Genomic DNA, 24,198 nt, shown 5'->3' on the forward strand with positions numbered 1-24,198 from the left:
TCCAAAGAAAATTCCCACGGCACGTTTTCTTTCACAGAAATTGCGCACCAGAATGCACATAATTTAAGCAGTTTATGAACGGAGACCACCATGAAAATCGGTTGCCCCAAGGAAATCAAACCTCAGGAATTCCGCGTCGGCATGACGCCCAACGCCGCTCAGGAAGCGGTTGCCCGCGGTCACGAAGTGCTGATCGAAACCGGTGCAGGCATCGGCGCTGGTTTTGACAATGACGCGTACGTTGCAGCAGGCGCACGCATCATCGACACCGCAGAAGAAGTGTTCGCCACCGCTGACATGATCGTTAAGGTCAAGGAACCGCAAGCTGTCGAACGCAAGATGCTGCGTGAAGGTCAGCTGCTGTTCACATACCTGCATCTGGCACCCGACCCAGAGCAAACCCATGACCTGCTGGAATCAGGCTGTACAGCGATCGCCTATGAAACCGTAACCGATGCCAATGGCGGTCTTCCTCTGCTGGCGCCGATGTCCGAAGTCGCGGGTCGTCTGGCGCCTCAGGTCGGCTCGTGGACCCTGCAAAAGGCAAATGGTGGACGCGGTGTTCTGATGGGCGGCGTTCCCGGCGTGGGCCCGGCCAAAGTCGTCGTGATTGGTGGCGGCGTCGTGGGTACGCACGCAGCAAAGATCGCCGCTGGCATGGGCGCAGACGTCACCGTTCTGGATCGCTCTTTGCCACGCCTGCGTTATTTGGATGACGTCTTTGGTGGGACATTCAAGAACCAATATTCAACCGCGGGCGCCACGGCCGAGCTGATCCGGGATGCCGATATGGTCATCGGTGCCGTTCTGATCCCTGGCGCTGCGGCTCCTAAACTTGTATCGCGCGCTCAATTGTCGACGATGAAGCCGGGCGCAGTTCTGGTTGATGTCGCCATCGATCAGGGCGGGTGCTTCGAGACCTCGAAAGCCACCACCCATGCCGACCCAATCTACGACGTCGATGGCATCATGCATTACTGCGTGGCAAACATGCCCGGTGCTGTGGCGCGTACTTCGACCATCGCATTGGGCAACGCCACGATGCCCTTCATGCTGTCTCTGGCTGATAAGGGCTGGAAACAGGCATGTCAGGACGATCCGCACCTTCTGGAAGGTCTGAACGTTCATGCAGGGCAGCTGACTTACTATGCCGTCGGCAAAGCCCTGGGTATTGACGTGGTTTCGCCCAACGTGGTGGTCAAGTCATAAGCAAAGATGGTTCTGAACCACAGTTTACAAACCAAAAAAGCACCGCGCTTTCGCGCGGTGCCCAGCCCAACAGGATAAGGGCAAATTTTATGCCCGGTTGACAGGCAGGAGCCGTCACCCCTGTTTCTGAATTTCCACTGCGTGTGGGTAAGGGATCGAGATACCCTTGTCGTCAAAGGCTTCTTTCACAGCCTTGGTCAGTTCGAATTTGGCATCCCAATAATCCTCAGCATCACACCAGAGCCGCGCTGTCAGGTCCACTGAACTGTCCCCAAGATTGGTGACCTTGACCCAGGGCTCGGGATCGCTGTGAATGCGGTCGTCCGCTTTCGCCACGTCCAAGATGATCTGCATCGCCTTGTCCGCACTGTCACCATAATCAATACCAAACACCAGATCGACGCGACGCGTGTCATGTGCCGAAAAGTTGGTGATGATCGATCCCCAGGACTGACCGTTCGGGACAATGATCTGAACGTTGTCAGGGGTTACCAGTTCGGTGGTGAACAGGTTCAAATCCTTCACGGTTCCTGCTGTGCCGCCAATATCCACATACTGACCCAGTTTGTAGGGTCGGAAGACGACCAGCATGACACCGGCAGCCAAATCGCTGAGCGTGCCTTGCAGCGCCAGACCGATGGCCAGCGAAGCGGCACCCAGTATGGCAACGATGCTTGTGGCTTCGATCCCAAAGATGCCAAGAACGGCAACCAGAACCATGGCCAGTATGGCCCATTTGACAAGGCTCGCCATAAAGTTCCCGAGTGTGGGATCGATATGTGGCGTCGAATTGATCCGGCGGCGCACCATGCCACCGATTGCGCCGGCTACAATCCAGCCCAGGATCAGAACGACAAGCGCCTTGACTGCATTCATGATCAGCGGGGCGTATGCGCCCACCTGTGTTACGACCTCATCCACGCGCATCTCCTTTCAACAGCAAGAAACCCGCGAGGTTTTCGCGGGGGTCACCGGATTGTGAGCTAAGATTGCGTTTCGGTCTAGGTGCGACTTTCGCCGGATTTCCCCGTTGTTCGTCAAAAAACACGGCCTGACCGGAAATGCACAGGGCAAAGGGCTTACATGATCGCAGTTTGATCCCTAGCTTTGACGAGATATCCAATCAGGAGCCCCCAATGCTGGACAACAAACCTCATCCGATCATGGCCCGCTGGCCTGCCCAATCCCCGGACAAGATCCAACTGTACTCCTATCCAACCCCAAACGGCGTCAAAGCGTCGATCATGCTTGAGGAAACCGGCCTGCCTTACGAGGCTCATCTGGTGACGCTCGCGGATGCGGATGTCAAAAGCCCCGAGTTTCTATCGCTGAACCCGAACAACAAAATCCCTGCTATCATCGATCCCAACGGGCCTGATGGTGAACCGCTTGCCCTGTTCGAAAGCGGCGCCATCCTACTGTACCTTGCAGAGAAGTCGGGCAAGTTATTGGGTGAAAGCGCTGCCGACAAACACCGCATCACCCAGTGGCTGATGTTTCAGATGGGCGGGGTCGGTCCGATGTTCGGCCAGCTGGGCTTTTTCCACAAATTTGCGGGCAGCGAGATCGAAGACCCCCGCCCGCGCGAACGCTATATCAACGAGGCGAAACGCCTGTTGAACGTGGTCAACACCCAGCTCGAAGGGCAAGATTGGATCGCAGGCGACTATTCAATCGCTGACATTGCCCTTGCGCCATGGCTGAATGCGTTGGATTTCTACGGCACGAAAGACGTTGTCGGCTGGGACGACTACGCCAATGCCGTCGCCTATGTCGACCGTTTCATGCAACGTCCGGCGGTTCAGCGCGGCAAGGTCATACCTGCGCGCGGCTAAACGATCAAATTTTTGGAAGGGTGCCTGTCGCGGCACCCTTTTTGCATGTCTCAGCCGTGCAGCGCGCCTGTCAGCACATAGCGCAGAATTTCCACCACCTGAGCAGGCTCTTCAGCCACGGCAAGCGCGGCCGCGTCGACTTCTTTCAACGCATGCTGATGATCCGGGCCGTGCAGAACAATGATCGACTTGCCAAGTGCCGCAGCATAACCCGCGTCAAAGGCTGCGTTCCACTGTTTGTACTTGTCTCCAAACCGAACAACCACGACGTCCGCATCCGCAATCCCCTTGCGCGTGCGGATCGCGTTGACCATCGCGCCCTTATGGTCGTGCCAATATTTGTTCGGCTCGGCCCCTAGAATGGCGACACCGCAATCATCGCTGGCAGCATGATCGGTCACAGGGCTGTTGAATGTCACATCCAAACCTTGCGCACCCTCAATTATCTGTTCCCGCCAGTCGGTGTGAATTTCGCCCGAGAGGTAAACGTTCAGCATATTCAGTCCTCCGCAAATACAGAAAGGGCGCCACCGCCCCTTCATCTTTTCAAAAATACTCTCGCCGAAGGCGATCCTGAGTTACCCGCGCAGGACGCCGCCGGTCGCCTTGGTAACTTTCGAGATGATCTTGTCGGCCACCGCTTCGATGTCTTTTTCCTTCAGCGTCGTGTCCGTCGGCTGCAGGCGCACGGTGATGGCCAGAGATTTCTTACCTTCACCCAGGCTTCCGCCGATGAATTCGTCAAAGACGCGTACATCCTCGATCAGCGCCTTGTCAGCACCCGCTGCAGCATTCACCAGCGTCAGCGCCTCGACGCCTTCATCGACGACAAAGGCAAAGTCACGTTCGACCGCCTGAAGGTCACGCAGCTCCAACGCGGCGCGGGTCGCACCGGATTTGCGGGGCAGAGGCACCTCGTCCGGCCAGATCGTAAACGCCATCGCCGGACCCTTGATGTCCATCGCCTGCAAGACACGCGGATGTAGTTCGCCGAACACGCCCAGTACCTTTTTCGGACCCAGGCAAATCTTGCCATGACGTCCCGGATGCCACCAGGCGTCCCCGTCACGAAGAATCTGCACCTTCGCCGGTGCACCAATGGCAGCCAGTACAGCTTCAGCATCTGCTTTGGCGTCAAACACATCCACCGCTCGCGCGGCCCCGTGTACATCTTTCGGTCCGTCACGACCGACCAGCAAGCCGGTGATCTGGGTTTTCTGATCGCCGGGCTCTCCGTCATGGAACACCGGGCCAACCTCGAACAAAGCGACGTCCGCAAAGCCTCGCGCCTGATTACGCGCCGCCGCTTGTAACAGGCCGGGCAGCAAGTCGGGTCGCATGTGGCTCATCTCGGACGAGATCGGGTTTTCCAGTTGGGTCGCCTCATCACCTCCGCCGAACAACGCCGCAGACGCCTGATCAATAAAGGTGTAGGACACACATTCATTATAGCCCAGCGCAGCGCAGGTGCGACGCGCCATGGACTGACGGCGCTGCGTCGGTGTCATCACCGCCTTGGGGATACCATCGGTCACGCGCAGCAGCGGCTTGCCCTGCAACTTGGTCAGCGACGCAATCCGCGCGACCTCTTCCACCAGATCGGCCTCACCCATGATATCGGGACGCCAGCTGGGCACATGAGCCATCTCACCTTCAAGGCGGAAACCCAGGCGGGTCAGGGTCTGACGCTGTTCGCTTTCGGGAATATCCATACCGACCAGTGACTGCACACGTGCCGCGTCCAGCTTGTAAGCCCGCCCGTGGTTCGGGGCCTTGCCCGCTTCGACCACGTTGGACGCTTCGCCGCCACAGATATCCAGGATCATCTGAGTTGCGTGTTCCAACCCTTCGCGGGTGTAATCTGGATCAACACCGCGCTCGAACCGGTACCGCGCGTCCGAATTGATTTTGAGCGCACGACCGGTCAGCGCGATCTGCACATGATCCCAAAACGCGCTTTCGAGGAAGACATTAACCGTCTCTTCGGCGCAGCCGGTTTCCTCACCGCCCATGATCCCGGCAATCGATTCCGGGCCGTTGTCGTCCGAAATCACCATCATGCCTGGCTGTAGGATGTATTCTTTCTCATCCAGCGCCACCAGTGTCTCGCCACCTTTGGCGCGATGCACCCGCAGGTTGCCTTGCACTTTATCCGCATCAAACACGTGCAGCGGGCGGTTGTGGTCGAAGGTCATATAGTTGGTGATGTCCACCAAGGCCGAGATCGGACGCAGGCCAATAGCCTTCAGCTGATCCTGCAGCCACTGTGGGCTGGGGCCGTTCTTGACGCCGCGGATCAGGCGCCCAGTGAAATGCGGCGCGCCGTCCAAAGTGTCTTCGTCAATGCTGACCTTGATCGGGCACTCGAAATCCCCGGGAACCGGCGCATAGTCACGCTGTTTCAACGTGCCGATACCACGCGCGGCCAGATCACGCGCGATCCCCTCAACGCCCAGCGCATCGGGCCGGTTCGGCGTGATCGCAATCTCGATCATCGGATCGACCTTCGACGGATCGTTCTCGGCCAGCCAGTCGACAAATTTGTCACCAACTTCACCGGAAGGCAGCTCGATAATGCCGTCATGCTCCTCCGACAGCTCCAGCTCGCGTTCCGAGGCCATCATGCCAAAGCTTTCGACGCCCCGGATCTTGCCGACGCTGATGGTGATATCCAGACCGGGGATGTACATGCCCGGCTTGCAAACCACGACGGTGATGCCTTCACGCGCGTTCGGGGCCCCGCAGATGATCTGCAGATCACCCTCGTCCGTCGCAACCGTGCAGACCCGTAGCTTGTCAGCGTCAGGGTGTTTCTCGGCATGTTTGACATGGCCCAGCGTAAAGCCTGCCAACCGGTCCGCCGGGTTCACGATCTCTTCGACCTCCAGGCCAAGGTCGGTCAGCGCCTCGGCGATCTCATCAACCGAAGCGTCAGTGTCGAGGTGGTCTTTCAGCCAGGACAGAGTGAATTTCATTGCACGGGGCCTTTTTTGGCAGATATCCAGTCGGCACAGGCAATGGCAAAGAATGGACCAAGGTGCAAGCGCTGTGCGTCACGGATAGGTGGGGGTGCGGCCCAAAAGCTCGTCCAATTGCCGCCCGATCCAGCCATGCGGGATGAAATGCCCGCCCGGATGGGTGTCCAGCACCACCTGCCCCTGCGCGCAATCAGTCCATTCCACGCGGCTGAGCGTCAGGATCGGCACCACGCTCCAATCGCCGCGCGGGGTTGCTCCGTTGCAATTGTACTTTTCACGCCACAGCGAGACCGGATAGGTCGTGTCGCCATTCGCGCCATAGGGAAAATCCATCACCGTATCGCTGAGGCCGTGGACATGGCGCGCCTCGCCCGGGCCTTCGGGACAGTTTTCGGTCTGGCGAATGCTGCCCGCAACGGCCAGTAAGGCGGCAACGTCATTGCCCGACTGGCACACATAACGCCACGCCATCGCACCGCCGAAGGAATAGCCTGAGACATAGATGCGTTCGGGATCAATCGGATAGCGCTTGGCCACATCCTCCAGCACCCTGTCGGCAAAGGGCACGTCGCCGGTGTCCGAGGTCCAGAAATCCCAGCTTTTGCCCAACCCGTTTGGGGCCACTAGTAACACGCCCCGCAGCTTGGTCGCCCCGGCGATGCGTTCGTGGTTGACGACCACGGTCCCCTGCCGCGCCCAGCCGTGGAAATGCAGCAATACGGGCAAAGGCGTTTCGCCATCCCAGCCCTCGGGTTCCAGCACATGGTACGAGCGGTCGCCGACCTCACAGGCCGTGTCGCCGTGGCAGTCGGTATTCCAAGGCCCCATGGCGAAGGCGGGGGAGGCGGTCAGCAGCAGAAGGCAAAGCAGTCGATAGATCATGCGCCTGACCCTAGCCAGCCAGAGCGCCAAGTCACCTCACAACCCCGTGGGAACCTGTAACAAGCCGCGCAGCTCAAAAAATCACAGCATCGAACGACCTAAAGCGATGGTAGATCATAAGTTCTCAGCCTAATCTCATTCACGAGCGCGTTTATAGCTAAATCAAGATTTTCGATCGCTTTTTTTACCACTGGCTGGCAGCGTTGACGTATAAAGTCACCGTTAAATTCTGCGTCAATATCTTGCTCTTCGGTGATGCGAGTAAGCTCTTCACTAAGTTTTTTAAGAACATCAGCAATTGACTCATGACAGTCACGTAAAAATGGCGCGATTTCAATATGAACCAAAATCATTACAGCTTTGGCTTTGATAAGTAATGCTCTTTGAGCCGAGCGGACTTTCGAAATGCTATCTAGCAGAGATTGGTAGCCTTTGTAATCAATGTCAGAAAACGTTAGACGAGATTCGGTAAACAGCATCACCAATTCTTCATACGCCTTACGCTGCTCCAATGCGATTTGCAGTTTCCGGTCTTCGTTCTTCTGTTGAGGGTAAGCTTTGAACGCTATTACCAGCGCTGTAGCAGAGGCCAGCATAGCTGGGCCCCAATCAGAAAACGATCCGAGCCAACTGAAGTCACGGCACACATTTTCGCACGCCGTGATCACCTCTATTTCGCTCACCGAGACAAACCACCATGCAGATTCGGCATATCCAACGCCGCAAACCCATAGTGGCGCAACCAGCGCAGGTCAGAATCAAAGAACGCCCGCAGGTCGGGAATGCCGTATTTCAGCATCGCCAGACGGTCGATCCCAATGCCAAACGCAAAGCCTTGATAGACCTCAGGATCAATCCCACCGGCGGCGATCACCTTGGGGTGGACCATGCCGGAGCCCAGAATCTCCATCCAGTCGTCGCCCTCACCGATTTTCAGCTGACCGTTGTCCCAGGAACAGCGGATATCGACCTCGGCCGACGGTTCGGTGAAGGGGAAGTGCGAGGCGCGGAAGCGCAGTTCAACGTCGTCGACTTCGAAAAACGCCTTCACGAACTCTTCCAGAACCCATTTCAGGTTCGCCATCGAGATGTCTTTGTCGATGGCCAGCCCCTCGACCTGATGGAACATCGGCGTGTGAGTCTGGTCATAGTCGGCGCGGTAGACGCCGCCCGGACAGATCACGCGGATCGGCGCGCCCTGTTTCTCCATCGACCGGATCTGCACCGGCGAGGTATGCGTCCGCAGCACATGCGGCGGGCGATTGTCGCCCTCGGCACGGTGCATGTAGAACGTATCCATTTCGGCCCTCGCGGGGTGGTGGCCGGGGATATTCAGGGCGTCAAAGTTGTACCAGTCGGTCTCAATCCGCGGCCCTTCGGCCACCGAGAAGCCCAGTTCGGCAAAGATCGCGGTCAGTTCCTCGGTCGCCTGGCTGATCGGGTGGATCGAGCCCTGACGGCGAGCGCGGGTTGGCAGAGTAACGTCCAGCCATTCGGTGCGCAGACGTTCATCCAGCGCGGCATCGGCCAGAGCCACTTTCTTGGCGGACAGAGCCGAGTTGATCTCATCCTTCAGGGCGTTCAGCGCGGGGCCTGCAACCTGACGTTCCTCGGGCGTCATCTTGCCCAACTCGCGCATCTTCAACGCGACCTCGCCTTTTTTGCCCACGGCAGCGACGCGGATCGCCTCAAGCGCGTTTTCGTCGCCTGCTTCGGCGATTTGGCCCAGATATTTTGCCTTAAGATCGTCCATGACGGCCCTCTGAATTTGGTCGAGAACCTGCTATCGGCCCCGCCCCGCGAATGCAAGCGGGACGGTGCGGATCAATAGCTGTATTCCGGGAAAATCCGGGTCAGGTCGCCATTCCAGTCGCCATTGTAGTGATCCAGCAACTCATCTGCCGGAACCTTACCAGTGTCGATGCTTTCCTTGAGCGCATTCAGGAAATGTGTCTCATCCGGGACCAGCCCCCCTGCACCGGGGCGTGCGCGGGCCTTCAACCCGGCCTCAGAGATCGCAACAACCTCACGCGCCAAGTCGTGCATGTTGATGTCACCGACCTGCGCCTGAAGGCCATTGACCGCAGCTTGCACGCGAAGCCCTTCGCGTGTTTCCGCGTCCCAGCCCTTGACCAGATCCCACGCCGCATCCAGCGCGCTCTGATCGTAAGTCAAACCAACCCAGAAGGCGGGCAGCGCACACAGGCGGCGCCACGGGCCACCATCTGCCCCGCGCATCTCCATGTATTTCTTGATCCGTGCTTCGGGGAAAGCCGTGGTCAGATGATCGGCCCAATCGCTGAGGGTCGGTGTCTCACCCGGCAATGCAGGCAATTCCCCTTTGAGGAAGTCGCGGAACGACATGCCCAGCGCGTTGATATACTGGCCGTCGCGATAGACAAAATACATCGGCACATCGAGCGCATATTGCACGTAACGTTCGAACCCAAAGCCGTCTTCGAACACAAAGGGCAGCATCCCAGTGCGTGCATCATCCAGATGCCGCCAGATATGGCTGCGCCAGCTTTTCTGACCGTTGGGCTTGCCTTCAAAAAAGGGCGAATTGGCAAACAAGGCGGTCGCCACCGGTTGCAGCGCAAGTGCAACGCGCAGTTTCTGCACCATGTCGGCCTCGGACCCGAAGTCGATATTGACCTGAACCGTGCAAGTGCGCCGCATCATGGCGCGGCCCATGGTGCCGACCTTTTCCATATAGTCGTTCATCAGCCGATAACGCCCCTTGGGCATCAAGGGCATTTCCTCGTGGGTCCATATCGGGGCCGCGCCCAGACCGATGAAACCAACGCCGATCTCGTCCGCGATGTCCTTCACCTCACGCAGGTGGGTGTTTACCTCATCGCAGGTCTCGTGGATCGTCTCAAGCGGGGCACCGGAAAGCTCCAGCGCGCCACCGGGTTCCAGGCTGACATTTGCACCGTCTTTTTCAAGACCGATCAACTTGTCGCCTTCGCGCACTTCGCCCCAGCCATGGCGATCCCGCAGACCTTCCAGCACGGCCACAATCGAGCGTTTGCCTTCAAACGGCAGCGGCTTCAGCGTGTCTTTGCAATAGCCGAACTTTTCGTGCTCGGTGCCGATGCGCCAGTCTTCTTTGGGCTTGCAGCCTGATTCCAGATATTCGGCCAGTTGCTCATGGCGTTCGATCGGACCGCCGCCGGACTGAGGGATGGACATGAACCGTGCTCCGATCCTGATGTGTCTGTCTTGAAGGTCAGTCGTGGTCGTAAATGACGCCAGTGTCAATGCAACCGCAAATGTGCCGGGCGCGATGGGGTACGTTCCCAGATGACGACGGGATGTCTTGATGTACCGTTGAGTTCCGACAGCATCTGTTCGGTTTTCAGCCCTGGCAGGCTAGAGAACACATCAAACAAAGCCTCTGCCCCTTCTGCATTCACAGGAATGTGAAGCGCCGGCTGTCCCGACTGATCCAAAACCCAATGCGCCGGGCTTGAGGTCGGGTCGAGCGCAAGCCGTTCAATTTCGCGCGTCGCCACGATGCCGCCATCCAAAGGACCCAGATAGGTGATCTGACCTTCGTCCACGGTCACCACACCCTGCCCGCCTGCGCCGGTTCTGAACCGGGCGCGCTGTATGCCAATGACCGCCAATGCCACAGACACCAAGATCAGGAACCAGCCCAACCATGCCAACAACCCACCCGGCCCGCTGACCCAGCTGAGGCCGAGGATCAGGACAAAAACCGCAACCACCACTTCGCGCCAGCGCCACAGCGCCAGTTTTGCCTCGGGTCGGATGAAACTCATCTGTACTCTCCAACAGAAACGCCCGAATACGGTGCCTGTATTGCCTCAAACTGCATGGACGTGAAATCGTGCACCAGTTGACGATTTTCAATCCCACCCGAATCGACCAACTGCGTCTGCCACAACTTTCCGTTTTCCGCCCATTGCAACAAGTCGCCAAAACGGTCCGCCCATTCCCATCCTGAGCAACATATTGCCGGCCCGTCGTGAGGTGACAACAAAGCATACTGACTGGAAATAAGAGCGCGGTTCTTTTTTCCTACCGTGAACGTTTGCCTCAGAACCCAACCTTCCGACAGGTCCAGCCTCAGTTCCGTTTCATACTTTTCGCCGCGCGTGTGGATCCAACCCCTTTGCTGCAAGCGAGATACTACTAGATCACCCATGTGAAACCCGTCAGTCGAATGCGGGAAGCTGTCGGTCTTTGCTGCTCTCAGGTCATCGGGCAGGTCTTCAGGGGGCGTTGCGCCGTTCAGCCAAAGCCTGCCGTCCTCAGTGAACGCGCCTCCGCCGAACCAGCTGTCGGATTGGGGCCAATACGCGATCGCCGTAAGCCAGGGTGCTTTGGAAACGGCCGTCCAGCAGCGACCACCTTTGCACGCAAAGTAGACAAGATGTTGGCCTGATGGGGACAGATCGCACCTGTGTTCATGAATGCGTGCGCCAAGCCATTGCCCAAGCCTGACAGTGCCTTTACCGCGGTCCCACATCAAAACGGCAACTTGGTCGGTCGGACCGCGACGCAAAACAACTGCTTGATCTGAACCCAAAGCCGTCAAAACGTGCAGCCGGGGCGGTGGTGTCACGACCAATCCCCCAGCGCCTGTTGCCACATGGTTAGCGCTGCAACGGCTGCCGTATCCGCCCGCAGGATACGCGGGCCCAGACTGACCACATGCGCATACGGTAATGCCGTCAGTCGCGCGCGTTCTTTGTCGGAAAAGCCACCTTCCGGGCCGATCAGAATCGCCCAAGGCCGTCCTTTTTCATTAGCGGCCAATCGCAGGGCCGAGCCGACCTCGGCCTCGTTGCAGAACATCAACTGACGGTCTTCGGGCCATGTATCCAGTACACGATCCACCCGCTGCAGGTCGGTGACTTCGGGCACGAATGTGCCACCACACTGTTCTGCAGCCTCGACCGCATGGGCCTGCAAGCGGTCCTGACGGATGCGTTCGGAATTGGTGAATTCGGTCTGCACAGGCAGGATGCGGGCCGCGCCCATTTCTGCCGCTTTTTCGACGATGAAATCGGTGCGAGCCTTTTTGATCGGCGCAAACAGGAACCACAGATCGGGCGGTAATTGCAAAGGTTTGGTCTGTTCAAGGCAGGTCAATACTCCACCCCGCTTGCCCGCTTCTGTCACTTTGGCCAACCATTCGCCATCCCGGCTGTTGAACAGGGCCACAAACCCGCCAACCGACAGGCGCATCACGCCAAACAGATAATGCGCCTGGTCGCGCGTCAAAGGAACCGATTGCCCCTGACCCAAGGGCTGCTCTACATACAGTCTGATCTTCGCACTCATGAGACCTTACATATGCAAGGCAATGCCCCAACACCAGACGGTCAAGTCGCCGATGCCGTAACCGGCAATTGGGTCGACACTTATGCACCGGCTTTTGCCCGCCCTTATCTGCGCCTCAGCCGCGCGGACCGGCCCATTGGAACGTGGCTGTTGCTGATTCCATGCTGGTGGGGATTAGCGTTGGCCATTCTGCATGATGGCCAGCCCCGTTGGGAAGATCTGTGGATTGCCATTGGCTGCGCGCTGGGCGCGTTTCTGATGCGAGGGGCCGGATGCACCTGGAACGACATCACGGATCGGGACTTCGACGGGCAGGTTGAACGCACACGTTCACGCCCGATTCCTTCGGGACAGGTCAGCGTCCGGCAGGCTGCGGTGTGGATGATCCTGCAATGCCTGCTGGCGCTTGGCATCCTGCTCAGCTTCAATCAGGCCGCGATTGCCATGGGCGTTTTGTCCCTGCTGCCGGTGACAATCTACCCTTACGCGAAACGGTTCACGTGGTGGCCGCAGGTGTTCCTTGGACTGGCCTTCAACTGGGGCGCGCTATTGGCTTGGGCCGCGCATAGCGGCTCTGTAGGCTGGCCTGCCATCACGCTTTACCTGGCGGGCATCGCATGGACCCTGTTCTACGATACGATCTACGCCCATCAGGACGCCGAAGATGACGAGTTGGTGGGCATCAAGTCCACGGCGCGCTTGTTCGGCAAAGATACAGCGAAGTGGCTTAAGTACTTTTTGGTGGCAACGGTATCGCTGATGGGACTGGCCATCATCGATGCGGGCGTGCCGGATGCTTCGATTCTGGCGCTTGTTGTTGCACTTAGCGGACCTTGGGCCATGGGTTGGCACATGGCGTGGCAGTTGCGCGGTCTGAATCTGGAAGACAATGCCAAGCTGCTGCAATTGTTCCGGGTCAACCGCGACACCGGCTTGATTCCGCTGATCTTCCTTTGCGTCGCTTTGCTGCTCTGATTGCACCTGCCGAATGGGGACTGTAAAGATCGGCCCAATCGCCTGAGGAGTGTCGAACCCAAGCATGCGTCTGCCGTATTTTATCGCTGTTTTGCTGATTTTTCTGGTTTCGGCCGGATTGTCCCTCGTGGCCGCCAGCTACGCTGTTACGAAGATCGAAGAGACATCCGAATTCGCTGTGCGTCGATCATTGGACCTTAAAGGACATGACTGGGCCGAGGTCGAATCCGACGGGCTTCGTGTGGTTCTGACAGGCACCGCGCCGGATGAAGCCACCCGATTCAACGCGCTGACCGCTGCTGGAACCGAGGTCGAAACATCCCGTGTGATCGACGAAATGGAGGTCGAGGCCACCTCGGCGCTGGCCCCACCCCGCTTTTCAGCAGAGATTCTGCGCAATGACAGCGGCATCTCGATCATCGGTCTGATCCCCGCCAGCGAGGACAGGGAAGAGCTGATTGACCGGCTGCGCAACCTGGATCGGAGCGTTGCAGTATCGGACTTGATGGAAACGGCAGATTACCCCAAGCCCGACGGCTGGGACGCCGCAATATCTTACGCCATCGAAGCATTGGCACGCTTGCCTCGTGCAAAAGTTTCCGCCAGCTCTGGCTTGGTCAAGATCACCGCAATTGCTGATAGCCAAGAAGAAAAACAGCGGCTTGAACAGGATCTGACGCGCACCGCGCCGCCCAGCTTGCGCATCGGCCTGGCAATCTCGGCCCCCCGCCCCGTCATCACACCCTTTACGCTGCGCTACCTGATCAATGATGAGGGCGGGCAGTTTGACGCCTGTTCCGCGCAGGATGAAAAGGCGCGCGACCGCATCGTAGCCGCCGCACGCGAGGCCGGCTTGCAAGGCACTTATTCTTGCACCATCGGTCTGGGGGAACCCTCACCGCGTTGGCCCGAAGCCGCTGAACTGAGCATTCAGGCCCTGTCAAAAATCGGCAATGGCACTGTCACACTGTCAGATGCCGACATTACACTGGTCGCAGCCCAAGGAACGGACCCTGCCCTCTTTGACCGGGTGGTGGGTGAGCTTGAAACCGCCCTGCCCCCCGTCTTTGCGCTGCACGCCGTGTTGCCAGAGCCCGAAGACACGGATGCGACCGGCCCGGTTGAGTTTTCGGCCACCCGCAGCCCCGAAGGTCTGGTGCAGCTGCGCGGTCGTCTGGGCGATGAAACCCTGCGTGACATGGTCGACAGCTATGCCCGGGCCGCATTTGGCTCTGATCAAGTTTACACGGCCACCCGCATCGTGACCGATCTGCCCTCAGACTGGCCTGTCCGAGTTCTGGCCGGGCTGGAAGCATTGGCGCAGCTGCACAACGGGGCCCTGACCGTGACGCCTGATACCGTGGAGTTGATGGGCCTCAGCCACGAAGAAGACGCGAAAGCCCGCATTGCTGGTCAGCTGTCGGACAAACTGGGCGAAGGTCAGGAATTCACTCTGATGATTACCTATCAGCCTCCGCCGGAACCCGAAGACGCCCTGCCCGATCCGGAAGTCTGTGAACAACAGATCGCTGAAGTCCAGGCTTCCAGCAAAATCGCCTTCGAACCCGGATCGGCCACGATTGCATCGGATTCGCGCGATACCGTGAACCAGATCGCAGACATCCTGCGGGACTGCGGCCCCATTCGACTGGAGATTCAGGGTCACACAGACAGTCAGGGGCGCGAAGAGATGAACCAGCAGCTCAGTCAAGCACGCGCGCAGTCGATCCTGAACGAGTTGCGCGGGCGTCGCATTCCCACCAGCAGCTACACGGCCGTCGGATATGGCGAAACGCAACCCATTGCGGACAACGACACTGAAGAAGGTCGGGAAGAAAACCGTCGTATTGAATTCCGCCTGATCCGCCCCGAGCCTGTTGAGGCCAATGAAACAGGTCTCGAAGCGCTTGAGACTGAGACTGACACGTCAGAAGCAGACCAGACCGACACGACCGCATCAGATGCGGATGCAAAGGACCAGTAAGTTGAACAGAATAGAATTCATCATCGCCACGGCCATCATTCTGTTTGCCGCATTCTGCATGGGCTGGTTTGCCAACTGGCTGGCTCACCGCCTGTCCCGCGTACGCCAAAGCGACGTGGCCGATCTGGACCGGATGAGTCAGGAGCTGCACGAGGCCGAAGAAACCCGTGATCAGGCCATCACTTATCTGCAACAGCGCGAAGCCGAGCTGACCAATCAGCTGACCCAGACCGAGGCTGAGCTGGCCGCCGCCATGGACGGTCTGCGCGCCGCGCGACAAGAGGCCGAAGAATTACGCGGGCGGATCAACAACGCCGACTGACGCGCCCGCGACATGATCGGGTTACAAAATCTGCGCGAGATCCGCGATCAGGTCTTCGGGATCTTCAAGACCAACCGACAGCCGGAACACGCCGTCCCCGGCGTAATCCCGGTAGCTTTCCAGTTGCGCCCCTTCCAGACGGAAAGAGGTCTGCATCAAAGCCTCCGTTCCCATCCAGAAAATCAGGCTGCGATGATGGCCAAGTGACACGGCGTAATGGACGATCTTCAATTTGTCGATCATCTGCTGGGCCAGTGCTTCTCCGGTGGCGTTGTCGCTCACCTGAAAGGTGATCATGCCGGATGAATTCCGCATCTGCCGCTGTGCCAGTTCGTATTGTGGGTGTGATTTCAGACCCGGATACACGACTTTGGTGACGGTCCCGCGTGTTTCAAGCCATTCAGCCACCGCCATGGCCCCCGCCTGATGCGCCTTCATCCGAAGCGGCAAAGTAGCCATACCCCTGGCGATCATCCACGCGTTGAACGGTGACATGATGCTGCCGTGATGAATGGCTGATTCATTGCGAATCTTCTCAATCAACTCTTTGCGGCCCGCTACCGCTCCGCCAATGGCATCACCATGTCCGCCTATGAACTTGGTCACGGAGTGCATGATCAGATTGACGCCCAAATCTTTGCTGGGTTGACCCAGCGGAGAGGCAAAGGTGGCATCGCAAGACAATAACGCCCCGGCATTTTGCGCAATGGCTGAGACCGCAGCCAGATCGGTCAGTCGCCCGATTGGGTTTACCGGTGTTTCCGTATGTATCAGCCGTGTGTTCGGCCTGATCGCCGCTGACACCGCCGCCAGATCAGACATGTTGACCGTGCTGACTTCGATCCCCAAGCGCGGCAACGTGTCCCGCGCCAGCTCGGCCACGCCCGCATAAGACACGTCAGAGACGATCACGTGATCTCCGGCAGACAGGAACGTCAGGAAAATCGCAGTTGCAGCCGCCATGCCTGACGCCAGACAAATACAATCCTCGGTGCCTTCCAAGGCGCTGATCTTGGTTTCAAGCGTTCGCACGTTGGGGTTGGCCCAGCGCCCATAAAGGTAAGGGGCCTCTTCCTCGAGATCATGGGCCGAGAACCCGGCAACCTGACCGGTGACAAAAGTCGAGGACATATGCAAAGCCGGTGCAGATGCACCATTGGTCGGGTCCGGTTCTTCGCCCGCATGAATAGCGCGCGTCGCAAGACCCTTGTTTCTCAAATCGTTTTGCATGGGGTTGTCCTCTTGATCCGGTTGATCGGATTAAGCGTGAGCTCTGTTGCTGACGTCTAGAGGAAAATTGAACCTGATCAGGGTCAAAAACGACCACCGCATTGTTGCGGTGGCGGGCCCATCTCACCACCGGGTTAGTGCGTCTTCGTCTTCGTCCTTGGCGGCAACCCATTCCGCACCGACCCCAGTGATTTCTTTCTTCCAGAACGGGGCGCGGGATTTCAGGTAATCCATCAAGTATTCAGCCGCCTCGAATGCATCTTTGCGATGCGGCGCTGCGGTCGCCACCATCATGATCCGGTCGCCCGGGGCCAGGCGACCGTGGCGGTGGATCACCAACACATCGCCCAGTGACCACCGATCCTTGGCTTCCTGGGCAATCTTGGTCAGGGCACGTTCGGTCATGCCCGGATAATGTTCGATCTCCATGACATCCAGATCACCGCTTGCAAGATCGCGTACGACGCCGGTGAAGGTAACGATGGCACCGTTGGCATCATCCCCGGCGGCAAAGGCGTTGGCCTCAGCGCCCAGATCGAAAGCTTCTTCCTGAACAGCGATCCTCATCACTTAACCACCTGTCATCGGCGGAAAAAACGCAACCTCACGCACACCGGTCAGCGAGGCGTCAAAATCTGAAAGCTCTTGATCCAATGCCACGCGCAGGGCTGACAAATCGGCAAAAGCCGCTGCGTAACGTTCTTCCCTTGCGCTTAACTCGGCCACCAGATCGCTGACCGTGGCAGCACTGGTTTCGACTTTTTCCTTTGGCAAACCGATGCGTTCGCGCACCCATGCAAAGTACAGCACATCCATCGCTTAGCTCTCCTTCAGATGCGGCATGGCTTTACGTAAGTAGTCATAACCGGTGATCAATGTCAGCGTTGCGGCAATCCACAGCAACCACAGCCCGATTTGGCCAGCCCAGTACATGCCTTCGATATTCCAGCGCAGGTGGTTTACATCTTCAACCTGACCCGCAATGATCTGCTCGACCAGATCAGCATCCATTCCGAAGCTCGCCATAACGGCATAGTGTTCAAAGATACCTTGCGAAAACAGAACCGCGATGGCGATCATCTGCGCAGTGGTCTTCCACTTGGCCAGTTTCGTAACTTTTAGCGTCCCAGCCACATCACCCAGATATTCACGCAGGCCCGAGACAAAAACCTCGCGGAATAGGATCACTGTGGCAGGCAGCACCAGCCACGGGGTCCAGTGTTCGGTCGAGTAGCCGACAAGGATCATAAGTGCGATCACAACCATCGCCTTATCTGCAATCGGGTCCAGCATCGCACCGATTTTGGTTTCCTGCTTCCAGGCGCGGGCCAGATACCCATCGAACCAATCCGTGATCGCTGCCGACAGGAACAGGATCAAAGCGAACCAGTCCGCGTATGGCCGGGTAAAGTACAAAAACATGACGGCCAGACCGGGTGCCGCCAACAGGCGCAGGACGGTCAGAATATTGGGCAAGTTCCACTTCATGGCTTGGACCCTATATCGACGCCGCAGGACAGAAAAGCCAAACAGGCAAAAAACTGCGCCACACCGAAACGCTTGGTCAAAGCGCCGCAGGCCTGACGTCTCAGAGTTGTACCTCTTGGCCTTTTCCTGCTTTGCGGTCAGATTGCCGCGCAAGTCCAATCAGAAAGAAACAGATGACAGCGCATATTCAAACCGACGCCCGGTCGAACATGATCGGCAGCCTTTGGATGATCGCCGCGATGGCGGGCTTCGCGCTTGAGGACGCTTTGCTGAAAGCAGCCTCGGCCGTACTTCCGATCTGGCAGGTGCTGGTGCTGTTTGGCGCGGGCGGCTCGGTGATCTTTGCGGCGGTGGCATTGGCCCGGGGGCAAAACTTGCTGCATCCCGATGTCTTGTCCCGCCCGATGAAAGTTCGGGTGCTGTTCGAGGTCTTTGGTCGGTTGTTCTATGTTCTGGCGATCGCGTTGACCCCTTTGTCTTCGGCCACGGTGATCCTGCAAGCCACGCCACTGGTCGTGGTTGCCGGTGCTGCGATGTTCTTCGGGGAATCCGTCGGCTGGCGGCGGTGGAGCGCCATTTTCGTCGGTATGATCGGGGTTGTCGTGATCCTGCAACCCACCGGCGACAGCTTCTCGCTGCTGTCGATACTGGCCGTGCTGGGGATGCTGGGATTTGCCGGGCGCGATCTGGCCAGCCGCGCAGCACCTGCCACATTGGGAACCGAGGTCTTGGGGTTCTACGGATTTCTCAGCATCATCGTTGCTGGGCTCGCCTATCGGTTTTGGGAAGGCGTCCCGATGGTTTCGCTTGATCTACATACCAGCCTGCATCTAACCGGCGCGGTGCTGATGGGCGTTCTGGCTTATTCGTCACTGATGAAGGCCATGCGCACGGGCGAAGTGTCCGCTGTGACCCCGTTCCGCTATACCCGCCTGCTGTTCGGCATCGGGTTGGGCGTGGTCATGTTCGGTGAAAGCCTCGATCCGACCATGTGGATCGGCAGCGCGCTCATTGTGGCTTCGGGGCTGTACATCCTGTGGCGTGGACGACGCGCCTAGCCCTTGTCGTGGAAGAAATCGTAAACCTTCTGCGCCAGCCCGGCCGAGATCCCCTCGACCGCTTTCAGATCGGCAAGATTGGCCCTGCTGACCGCCTTGGCGCTACCGAAGTGCGTCAACAAGGCACGTTTGCGCGCGGCCCCTACACCGGGAATTTCGTCCAACGGCGTGGCCCCGACGGCCTTTGCCCGTTTCGCGCGATGGGTACCGATGGCGAACCGATGCGCCTCGTCCCTTAAACGTTGAATGAAATACAGCACCGGGTCGTTGCGCTTCAGGGCAAAGGGGCGCTGACCGGTCCTATGGAATTCTTCCTTGCCGTGATCGCGGTCGACCCCTTTGGCAACGCCAACCATGGGAATGTCTTCGACCCCATGGGCCTGCATGATTTCGTGCACGGCGCTCACCTGCCCTGCACCGCCATCAATCAGCAGCAGGTCTGGCCAGAGCCCTTTGTCCCGATCCGGATCTTCCTTTTGCAACCGGGTGAAGCGACGGTTCAGCACCTCTTTCATCATGCCGAAATCATCGCCAGGTGTGAGGTCATCGCCTCGAATGTTGAACTTGCGATAGGCGTTCTTCATGAAGCCCTCAGGCCCCGCAACAATCATGCCGCCTACGGCGTTGGTGCCCTGAATGTGCGAGTTGTCGTAAACCTCGATCCGTTCCGGTGGCGCGTCCAGATCAAACGCTTCGGCTACCCCGCGCAGAAGTTTGGCCTGCGTCGCGCTTTCTGACATGCGACGAGCCAATGACTCGCGCGCATTTCGCAGGGCTCCTGCCACCAGTTCCTGCTTCTCACCGCGTTGCGGCACCAGGATTTCCACCTTGCGGCCTGCTTTCTCGGTCAGGGCCTCCTGCATCAGATCGGCGTTTTCAATGCCGTCCGACAGGATCAATTGCCGGGGCGGTTCCTTGTTGTCGTAGAACTGGCCAAGGAACGCCTCCATCACCTCAGCGGGCGAAACATCGGGGCCGACCCGCGGATAGAAATCCTTGTTGCCCCAGTTCTGGTTGGCACGGATGAAGAACACCTGCACACAAGCCTGACCGCTATCCATGTACAGGCCGATCACATCTGCCTCGGCCACGCCGCGCGGGTTGATGCCTTGGGACGTCTGTACTTGCGTCAGCGCCCGGATGCGATCCCGTAGACCGGCGGCGCGTTCGAACTCCATCGCCTCGGACGCAGCCATCATCTGCTCGGCCAGATCCTCCTGCACTTTGGTGGACCGGCCAGACAGGAAACGCTCAGCGTCCTTGACGCTTTCGCGGTATGCCTCTTCCGAGATCAAACTGACACATGGCCCTGAACAGCGTTTGATCTGATAGAGCAGACAAGGCCGCGTTCGACTGTCAAACATGGAATCCGAGCAGTTGCGCAGCAGGAACGCCTTTTGCAATTGGTTCAGTGTCCGATTCACCGCACCGGCACTGGCGAACGGGCCGAAATAGGCACCTTTCTCTTTCTTCGCCCCGCGATGCTTTTTGATCTGCGGAAAGGCATGGCTTTTTGAGACCAGAATATTGGGGAAACTTTTATCGTCGCGCAGAAGCACGTTGTACTTCGGCTTGAGCTGCTTGATCAGGTTCTGCTCCAGCAGCAGCGCCTCGGTCTCGGTCCGAGTAGTCAGAAACATCATCGAGGCGGTCGAAGCGATCATCTTTTCGATCCGGCCGGAATGCCCCGGGCGTGTGTAATTCGACACCCGCGCCTTCAGGTTGCGCGCTTTGCCCACGTAAAGAACACGACTGTCTGCGTCCAGCATCCGATACACACCGGGCGAACTGTCCAGCGTTTTCACATAACGCTGAATACAGGCGTAACCGGTCTGAGAGGAGTCGCTGTGGGTCGTCATGGGCTTTTGATATGATTCTCTTGGACTGGCTGCAATCTCAGGCCTCTCAAATCAAGAGGAAACAAATCCACGACTTCTGTGGATAAGTGTGAAGATAAGTTTCTGCTGGATCGGAAATCCCCTTGTTTCATTGCCTCTTCCTTGATTTGCACAAAAAATGGGCAATATTGTAAGCATATGTAAATAAAAGATATTTTTTCCATCACTTAGCAAGTGTATGAAAAAAAAGACATTTTTGTAACGCGCAGGTAACAGGATTGAGAGCGGTGCAAAACTTGCAGCAAAATTGCTTATTCTACGCCCAGCACGTCAGGCGTTTTCCATCCCAGATGCTGTCCCCCATCAACGCAGAGCAATTGCCCTGTGACTGCATGTGCATCCAAAAAATAGCCCAGCGCTGCGGTTATGTCCGACGGGTTGGAGCCCCGCTCAAGCACCGTGTTCGATCGCTGTGCCTGAAAATGCTGTTCGCTTTGACGATGCCCCTGAACCGTCGGACCCGGACCAATCGCGTTGACCCGAATGTCAGGTGACAGGGCCTGAGCAGCCGTTCGGGTCAGGGCCCATAACCCCATTTTCGCGATGGTGTAGGACATGAATTCGGGCGTCAGCTTTCGGACCCGCATATCGACCATGTTGACGATCAAGCCCGCGGCCAGAGGCTCGTTGTTTTCGTCCATGCCAGCGGCCAGTCCCTGTTCAGACATAGCCTGCGTCAGTACGAATGGCGCGCGTAGATTGCTGTCGAGATGGCGGTCCCAGCTTTGGCGGGTTGCAGTATGGATATTGTCGTATTCAAAAATCGAGGCGTTGTTCACCAGACAAGTGATCGGTCCACCCAGCGCCTCAGCCGCTTTGGGCAACAACGCCTGAACCTGAACTTCGTCCAGCAGATCGGCCTGCAATGCCACCGCGTGCCGCCCAAGGGCCTGCACCTTTTCTACAGTTTCCTGCGCCGGTTGTTCTGATGTGGCGTAATGCACCGCCACATCGTAACCATGACCCGCCAGATACAGCGCCATGGCCCGGCCCAGACGAATACCGGCACCGGTCACTAAAGCTCGGGTCATGCTTCACCTCGTTTTGTCAGATCACACCAGCAATACGGTGACATAAAGCACATAAAGGAAAGTCAACACCAACCCCCAGATGCGCGAGATATCTTGTTTGAAGAACACAAACGGGATCAGCAGCAGCGATGCGCCCAGCATGACCCAAAGGTCGAATTGCAGGAACTCGGGATCAACCGGGATACGACCAAACCAGGTTGCGATCCCGATGATGGCCAAAAGGTTGAACATGTTCGAACCGATCACGTTACCCAGCGCCACGTCGGCCTGTCTGCGCAACGCGGCCATAACTGTTGTCGCCAATTCAGGCAAAGACGTTCCAACTGCAATCAATGTCAAACCAATGACCGTTTCGCTGACACCATAGTTACGTGCGATGACCGTTGCATTATCCACCAACAGATGCGCGCCCATCGGCAGACCAATCAGCCCGAGGATCAAGAAAACAGATACCTTCCAATACGGCATGTCAGGATCTGCTTCTTCCAGCCCCTCAAGCTCTTCATCCACACAGGCCTCACCGCAGGCTTTGCGATGGGCTTTTGCCTCTCGAAAGGCGTTCATAAGAATAAGACCCAAAGCCGCCAGCAGGATCAGGCCGCTAAAGAAAGTAAACGTTCCCAAAAATGCCAAACCAATGAACAGAACCGTCGCCATCAGCATGAAGACATAGTTCCTGCGGCTGTTGCACTCACTGGTGTGTAACGTTGCCAACAGCGCGGGCAAGCCTAGAACCAGCAGGATATTCGCCGTGTTTGATCCGACTACGTTGCCCAGCGCGATGCCAGGCGCGTCCTCTTCCAAAGCGCTGATTGCAATCAAAAGCTCAGGCGCGGATGTCCCAAAAGCTACAATCGTCAGGCTGACAATCAGCGCCGGAACGCCAAGGCGCAGGCTCAGGTTTACGGCACCACGCACAAGGGCGTCGCCTGCCAGCAACAGAATCAACAAGCCCAGACCGGACAACAGCCATGTGGTAATCAAGTCCGGCCTCCCTTTTCGCAGGCGCAGGGGCCTTTGCCGATACGATACCGACCGCAGCGCGGACATTTCGCCGAACTCAATTTCTTTTGCCCGGGAAAGCGAAGCTTACCGAACATTGCCAATACGCCCATGGCAATCAGGAAAAGGGTGACGGCCTTGATGATCACGTTACAAACCGAAACGCGCATAGGCTGCACGCTCCTCTAATCCGGCGATGGCATCCTGTGCCAGGCTGGCCCCAAAGCGCGTCCAGATCGGTTTGCGAACACCATAACGACGGAACTTGACCTTGTCTCCAAAGCGTTCCTGCATCTTGGGTTTGAGATGAGCGATGCCATCAATCAGGCCCAATTCCTGCGCGCGGCGCGCCAGCCAAACCTCACCTGTGAACAGATCAGCACTGCTATCCAGCTTGTCACCGCGGCGCGCTTTGACATGGTCAATAAAGTTTTCATGGATGTCCCCCAACAAACCTTGCAGGCGGGCGACATCCTCTTTCTTTTCCGGCGCAAACGGATCCAGCATGGATTTCGACTGGCCTGCCGTGTGCACGCGCCGCTCGAACCCTTGCCGGGCCAGAAAGACATGCGCGCCAAACCCGGCCGAGATCACTCCGATCGAGCCCAGAACCGAACTGTCATCTGCCCAGATCTCGTCCGCGGCGGCGGCCAGCCAGTACCCGCCCGAGGCAGCAACATCCTCGACAAAGGCGATAACGGGCACATCCAGCTCTTCCGACAAACGCCGGATACGGGCACCGATCAGCGAACTTTGCACAGGGGACCCGCCCGGGGAATTGAGCTCAATCGCCACGGCGGCGGGTTTTCCCTTGCGAAACGCTTTTTCCAGAACCGGGGCCAGGGTTGTATCGTTCAACGCCCCACGCCCCGCCATTCCAATGGCGCCGGACAGGCGGACAACGGCCACGCAGGGGTGTTTTTTGACAAACGGCAGGCTGAGTTTCATGGGTGCCGATGTAGAGTGCCCCCAACCCGTAAACAAGGGACT

General features: G+C 57.9%; 25 protein-coding genes. 6 read left to right on the forward strand and 19 right to left on the reverse strand.

Translation table 11 applies throughout. From position 1 onward, the window contains the following. Positions 1 to 90 precede the first annotated feature (90 nt). Complete coding sequence (gene ald / locus GOV90_RS15905) at positions 91 to 1,209, forward strand: alanine dehydrogenase (protein ID WP_171093821.1); 1,119 nt, start codon at positions 91 to 93, stop codon at positions 1,207 to 1,209. A gap of 114 nt (positions 1,210 to 1,323) precedes the next feature. On the opposite strand, the gene GOV90_RS15910 is transcribed toward ald, so the two are convergent. Next, positions 1,324 to 2,130, reverse strand: a complete 807-nt coding sequence (locus GOV90_RS15910) for a mechanosensitive ion channel domain-containing protein (RefSeq protein WP_171093824.1) — start codon at positions 2,128 to 2,130, stop codon at positions 1,324 to 1,326. 215 nt (positions 2,131 to 2,345) lie between these two features. Here GOV90_RS15910 and GOV90_RS15915 point away from each other — a divergent pair, with 215 nt between their 5' ends. Next, on the forward strand, positions 2,346 to 3,044 hold the full coding sequence (locus GOV90_RS15915; RefSeq protein ID WP_171093826.1) for a glutathione S-transferase family protein: 699 nt from the start codon (positions 2,346 to 2,348) through the stop codon (positions 3,042 to 3,044). Positions 3,045 to 3,094: 50 nt separating this feature from the next. Here the strand turns inward: GOV90_RS15915 and GOV90_RS15920 are convergent, their stop codons facing one another. The 9 genes from GOV90_RS15920 to GOV90_RS15960 form a co-directional block, all read right to left on the reverse strand. Beyond that, positions 3,095 to 3,541 carry a YtoQ family protein gene (locus GOV90_RS15920; RefSeq protein ID WP_171093828.1) on the reverse strand — a complete coding sequence of 149 codons (447 nt, stop codon included), beginning with the start codon at positions 3,539 to 3,541 and terminating at the stop codon, positions 3,095 to 3,097. A gap of 81 nt (positions 3,542 to 3,622) precedes the next feature. Then, positions 3,623 to 6,019, reverse strand: coding sequence for a phenylalanine--tRNA ligase subunit beta (pheT, locus tag GOV90_RS15925; RefSeq protein WP_171093830.1), 2,397 nt, complete (start codon positions 6,017 to 6,019; stop codon positions 3,623 to 3,625). 78 nt (positions 6,020 to 6,097) lie between these two features. Next, positions 6,098 to 6,904 carry a PHB depolymerase family esterase gene (locus GOV90_RS15930; RefSeq protein ID WP_171093832.1) on the reverse strand — a complete coding sequence of 269 codons (807 nt, stop codon included), beginning with the start codon at positions 6,902 to 6,904 and terminating at the stop codon, positions 6,098 to 6,100. A gap of 98 nt (positions 6,905 to 7,002) precedes the next feature. Then, positions 7,003 to 7,587: a hypothetical protein gene (locus GOV90_RS15935; RefSeq protein WP_171093834.1), complete on the reverse strand. Its 585-nt coding sequence runs from the start codon at positions 7,585 to 7,587 to the stop codon at positions 7,003 to 7,005. Continuing rightward, positions 7,584 to 8,657 (reverse strand): phenylalanine--tRNA ligase subunit alpha, encoded by a 1,074-nt coding sequence (gene pheS, locus GOV90_RS15940; RefSeq protein WP_171093836.1) that lies wholly within the window; start codon positions 8,655 to 8,657, stop codon positions 7,584 to 7,586. The genes GOV90_RS15935 and pheS overlap by 4 nt, the downstream gene beginning before the upstream one ends. A 71-nt stretch (positions 8,658 to 8,728) precedes the next feature. Next, on the reverse strand, positions 8,729 to 10,099 hold the full coding sequence (locus GOV90_RS15945) for a glutamate--cysteine ligase (protein ID WP_171093838.1): 1,371 nt from the start codon (positions 10,097 to 10,099) through the stop codon (positions 8,729 to 8,731). A 65-nt stretch (positions 10,100 to 10,164) separates the two neighbouring features. Beyond that, positions 10,165 to 10,692 (reverse strand): hypothetical protein, encoded by a 528-nt coding sequence (locus tag GOV90_RS15950; RefSeq protein WP_171093840.1) that lies wholly within the window; start codon positions 10,690 to 10,692, stop codon positions 10,165 to 10,167. Next, positions 10,689 to 11,498, reverse strand: coding sequence for a hypothetical protein (locus GOV90_RS15955; RefSeq protein ID WP_171093842.1), 810 nt, complete (start codon positions 11,496 to 11,498; stop codon positions 10,689 to 10,691). Before GOV90_RS15955 ends, GOV90_RS15950 begins: the two co-directional genes overlap by 4 nt. Next, on the reverse strand, positions 11,495 to 12,220 hold the full coding sequence (locus tag GOV90_RS15960; RefSeq protein ID WP_171093844.1) for a 16S rRNA (uracil(1498)-N(3))-methyltransferase: 726 nt from the start codon (positions 12,218 to 12,220) through the stop codon (positions 11,495 to 11,497). The genes GOV90_RS15955 and GOV90_RS15960 overlap by 4 nt, the downstream gene beginning before the upstream one ends. A 12-nt stretch (positions 12,221 to 12,232) precedes the next feature. On the opposite strand from GOV90_RS15960, the gene ubiA reads away from it, so the two are divergent. The 3 genes from ubiA (at position 12,233) to GOV90_RS15975 (ending at position 15,501) form a co-directional block, all read left to right on the forward strand. Continuing rightward, the gene (gene ubiA, locus GOV90_RS15965) at positions 12,233 to 13,195 is read left to right on the forward strand and encodes a 4-hydroxybenzoate octaprenyltransferase (protein WP_171093845.1); all 963 of its coding nucleotides are present in this window, start codon (positions 12,233 to 12,235) and stop codon (positions 13,193 to 13,195) included. 64 nt (positions 13,196 to 13,259) lie between these two features. Next, complete coding sequence (locus GOV90_RS15970) at positions 13,260 to 15,179, forward strand: OmpA family protein (RefSeq protein ID WP_171093847.1); 1,920 nt, start codon at positions 13,260 to 13,262, stop codon at positions 15,177 to 15,179. 1 nt (position 15,180) lies between these two features. Then, the gene (locus tag GOV90_RS15975; protein ID WP_170446384.1) at positions 15,181 to 15,501 is read left to right on the forward strand and encodes a hypothetical protein; all 321 of its coding nucleotides are present in this window, start codon (positions 15,181 to 15,183) and stop codon (positions 15,499 to 15,501) included. A 21-nt stretch (positions 15,502 to 15,522) separates the two neighbouring features. On the opposite strand, the gene GOV90_RS15980 is transcribed toward GOV90_RS15975, so the two are convergent. The 4 genes from GOV90_RS15980 to pgsA all read right to left on the reverse strand — a co-directional run bounded on the left by GOV90_RS15980 (position 15,523) and on the right by pgsA (position 18,219). Next, positions 15,523 to 16,731 (reverse strand): PLP-dependent aspartate aminotransferase family protein, encoded by a 1,209-nt coding sequence (locus tag GOV90_RS15980; RefSeq protein WP_171093849.1) that lies wholly within the window; start codon positions 16,729 to 16,731, stop codon positions 15,523 to 15,525. A 123-nt stretch (positions 16,732 to 16,854) separates the two neighbouring features. Then, positions 16,855 to 17,298 carry a molybdenum cofactor biosynthesis protein MoaE gene (locus GOV90_RS15985; protein ID WP_171093850.1) on the reverse strand — a complete coding sequence of 148 codons (444 nt, stop codon included), beginning with the start codon at positions 17,296 to 17,298 and terminating at the stop codon, positions 16,855 to 16,857. A gap of 3 nt (positions 17,299 to 17,301) precedes the next feature. Then, positions 17,302 to 17,547 carry a molybdopterin converting factor subunit 1 gene (gene moaD / locus GOV90_RS15990; RefSeq protein ID WP_171093853.1) on the reverse strand — a complete coding sequence of 82 codons (246 nt, stop codon included), beginning with the start codon at positions 17,545 to 17,547 and terminating at the stop codon, positions 17,302 to 17,304. A 3-nt stretch (positions 17,548 to 17,550) separates the two neighbouring features. After that, entirely contained in the window at positions 17,551 to 18,219 is a 669-nt protein-coding gene (gene pgsA / locus GOV90_RS15995) for a CDP-diacylglycerol--glycerol-3-phosphate 3-phosphatidyltransferase (RefSeq protein ID WP_171093855.1), read from the reverse strand. A gap of 173 nt (positions 18,220 to 18,392) precedes the next feature. Between pgsA and GOV90_RS16000 the strand changes: the two genes are divergently transcribed. Next, complete coding sequence (locus GOV90_RS16000) at positions 18,393 to 19,277, forward strand: DMT family transporter (RefSeq protein ID WP_171093857.1); 885 nt, start codon at positions 18,393 to 18,395, stop codon at positions 19,275 to 19,277. Here the strand turns inward: GOV90_RS16000 and uvrC are convergent. The 5 genes from uvrC to GOV90_RS16020 form a co-directional block, all read right to left on the reverse strand. Next, the gene (gene uvrC, locus GOV90_RS16005) at positions 19,274 to 21,136 is read right to left on the reverse strand and encodes an excinuclease ABC subunit UvrC (RefSeq protein WP_171093859.1); all 1,863 of its coding nucleotides are present in this window, start codon (positions 21,134 to 21,136) and stop codon (positions 19,274 to 19,276) included. The genes GOV90_RS16000 and uvrC overlap by 4 nt on opposite strands. A gap of 290 nt (positions 21,137 to 21,426) precedes the next feature. Further along, a complete protein-coding gene (locus GOV90_RS16010) occupies positions 21,427 to 22,206 on the reverse strand; it encodes an SDR family oxidoreductase (protein ID WP_171093861.1) in 780 nt (259 codons plus the stop codon). 21 nt (positions 22,207 to 22,227) lie between these two features. After that, a complete protein-coding gene (locus GOV90_RS16015) occupies positions 22,228 to 23,187 on the reverse strand; it encodes a calcium/sodium antiporter (protein ID WP_171093933.1) in 960 nt (319 codons plus the stop codon). After that, positions 23,187 to 23,378, reverse strand: a complete 192-nt coding sequence (locus tag GOV90_RS21205) for a hypothetical protein (protein ID WP_253284744.1) — start codon at positions 23,376 to 23,378, stop codon at positions 23,187 to 23,189. The genes GOV90_RS16015 and GOV90_RS21205 overlap by 1 nt, the downstream gene beginning before the upstream one ends. Next, positions 23,359 to 24,156, reverse strand: coding sequence for a S49 family peptidase (locus tag GOV90_RS16020; RefSeq protein ID WP_171093863.1), 798 nt, complete (start codon positions 24,154 to 24,156; stop codon positions 23,359 to 23,361). The genes GOV90_RS21205 and GOV90_RS16020 overlap by 20 nt, the downstream gene beginning before the upstream one ends. Positions 24,157 to 24,198: the final 42 nt, after the last annotated feature.

The organism is Ruegeria sp. HKCCA5929, assembly GCF_013034525.1.
Taxonomy (GTDB): Bacteria; Pseudomonadota; Alphaproteobacteria; order Rhodobacterales; family Rhodobacteraceae; genus Ruegeria.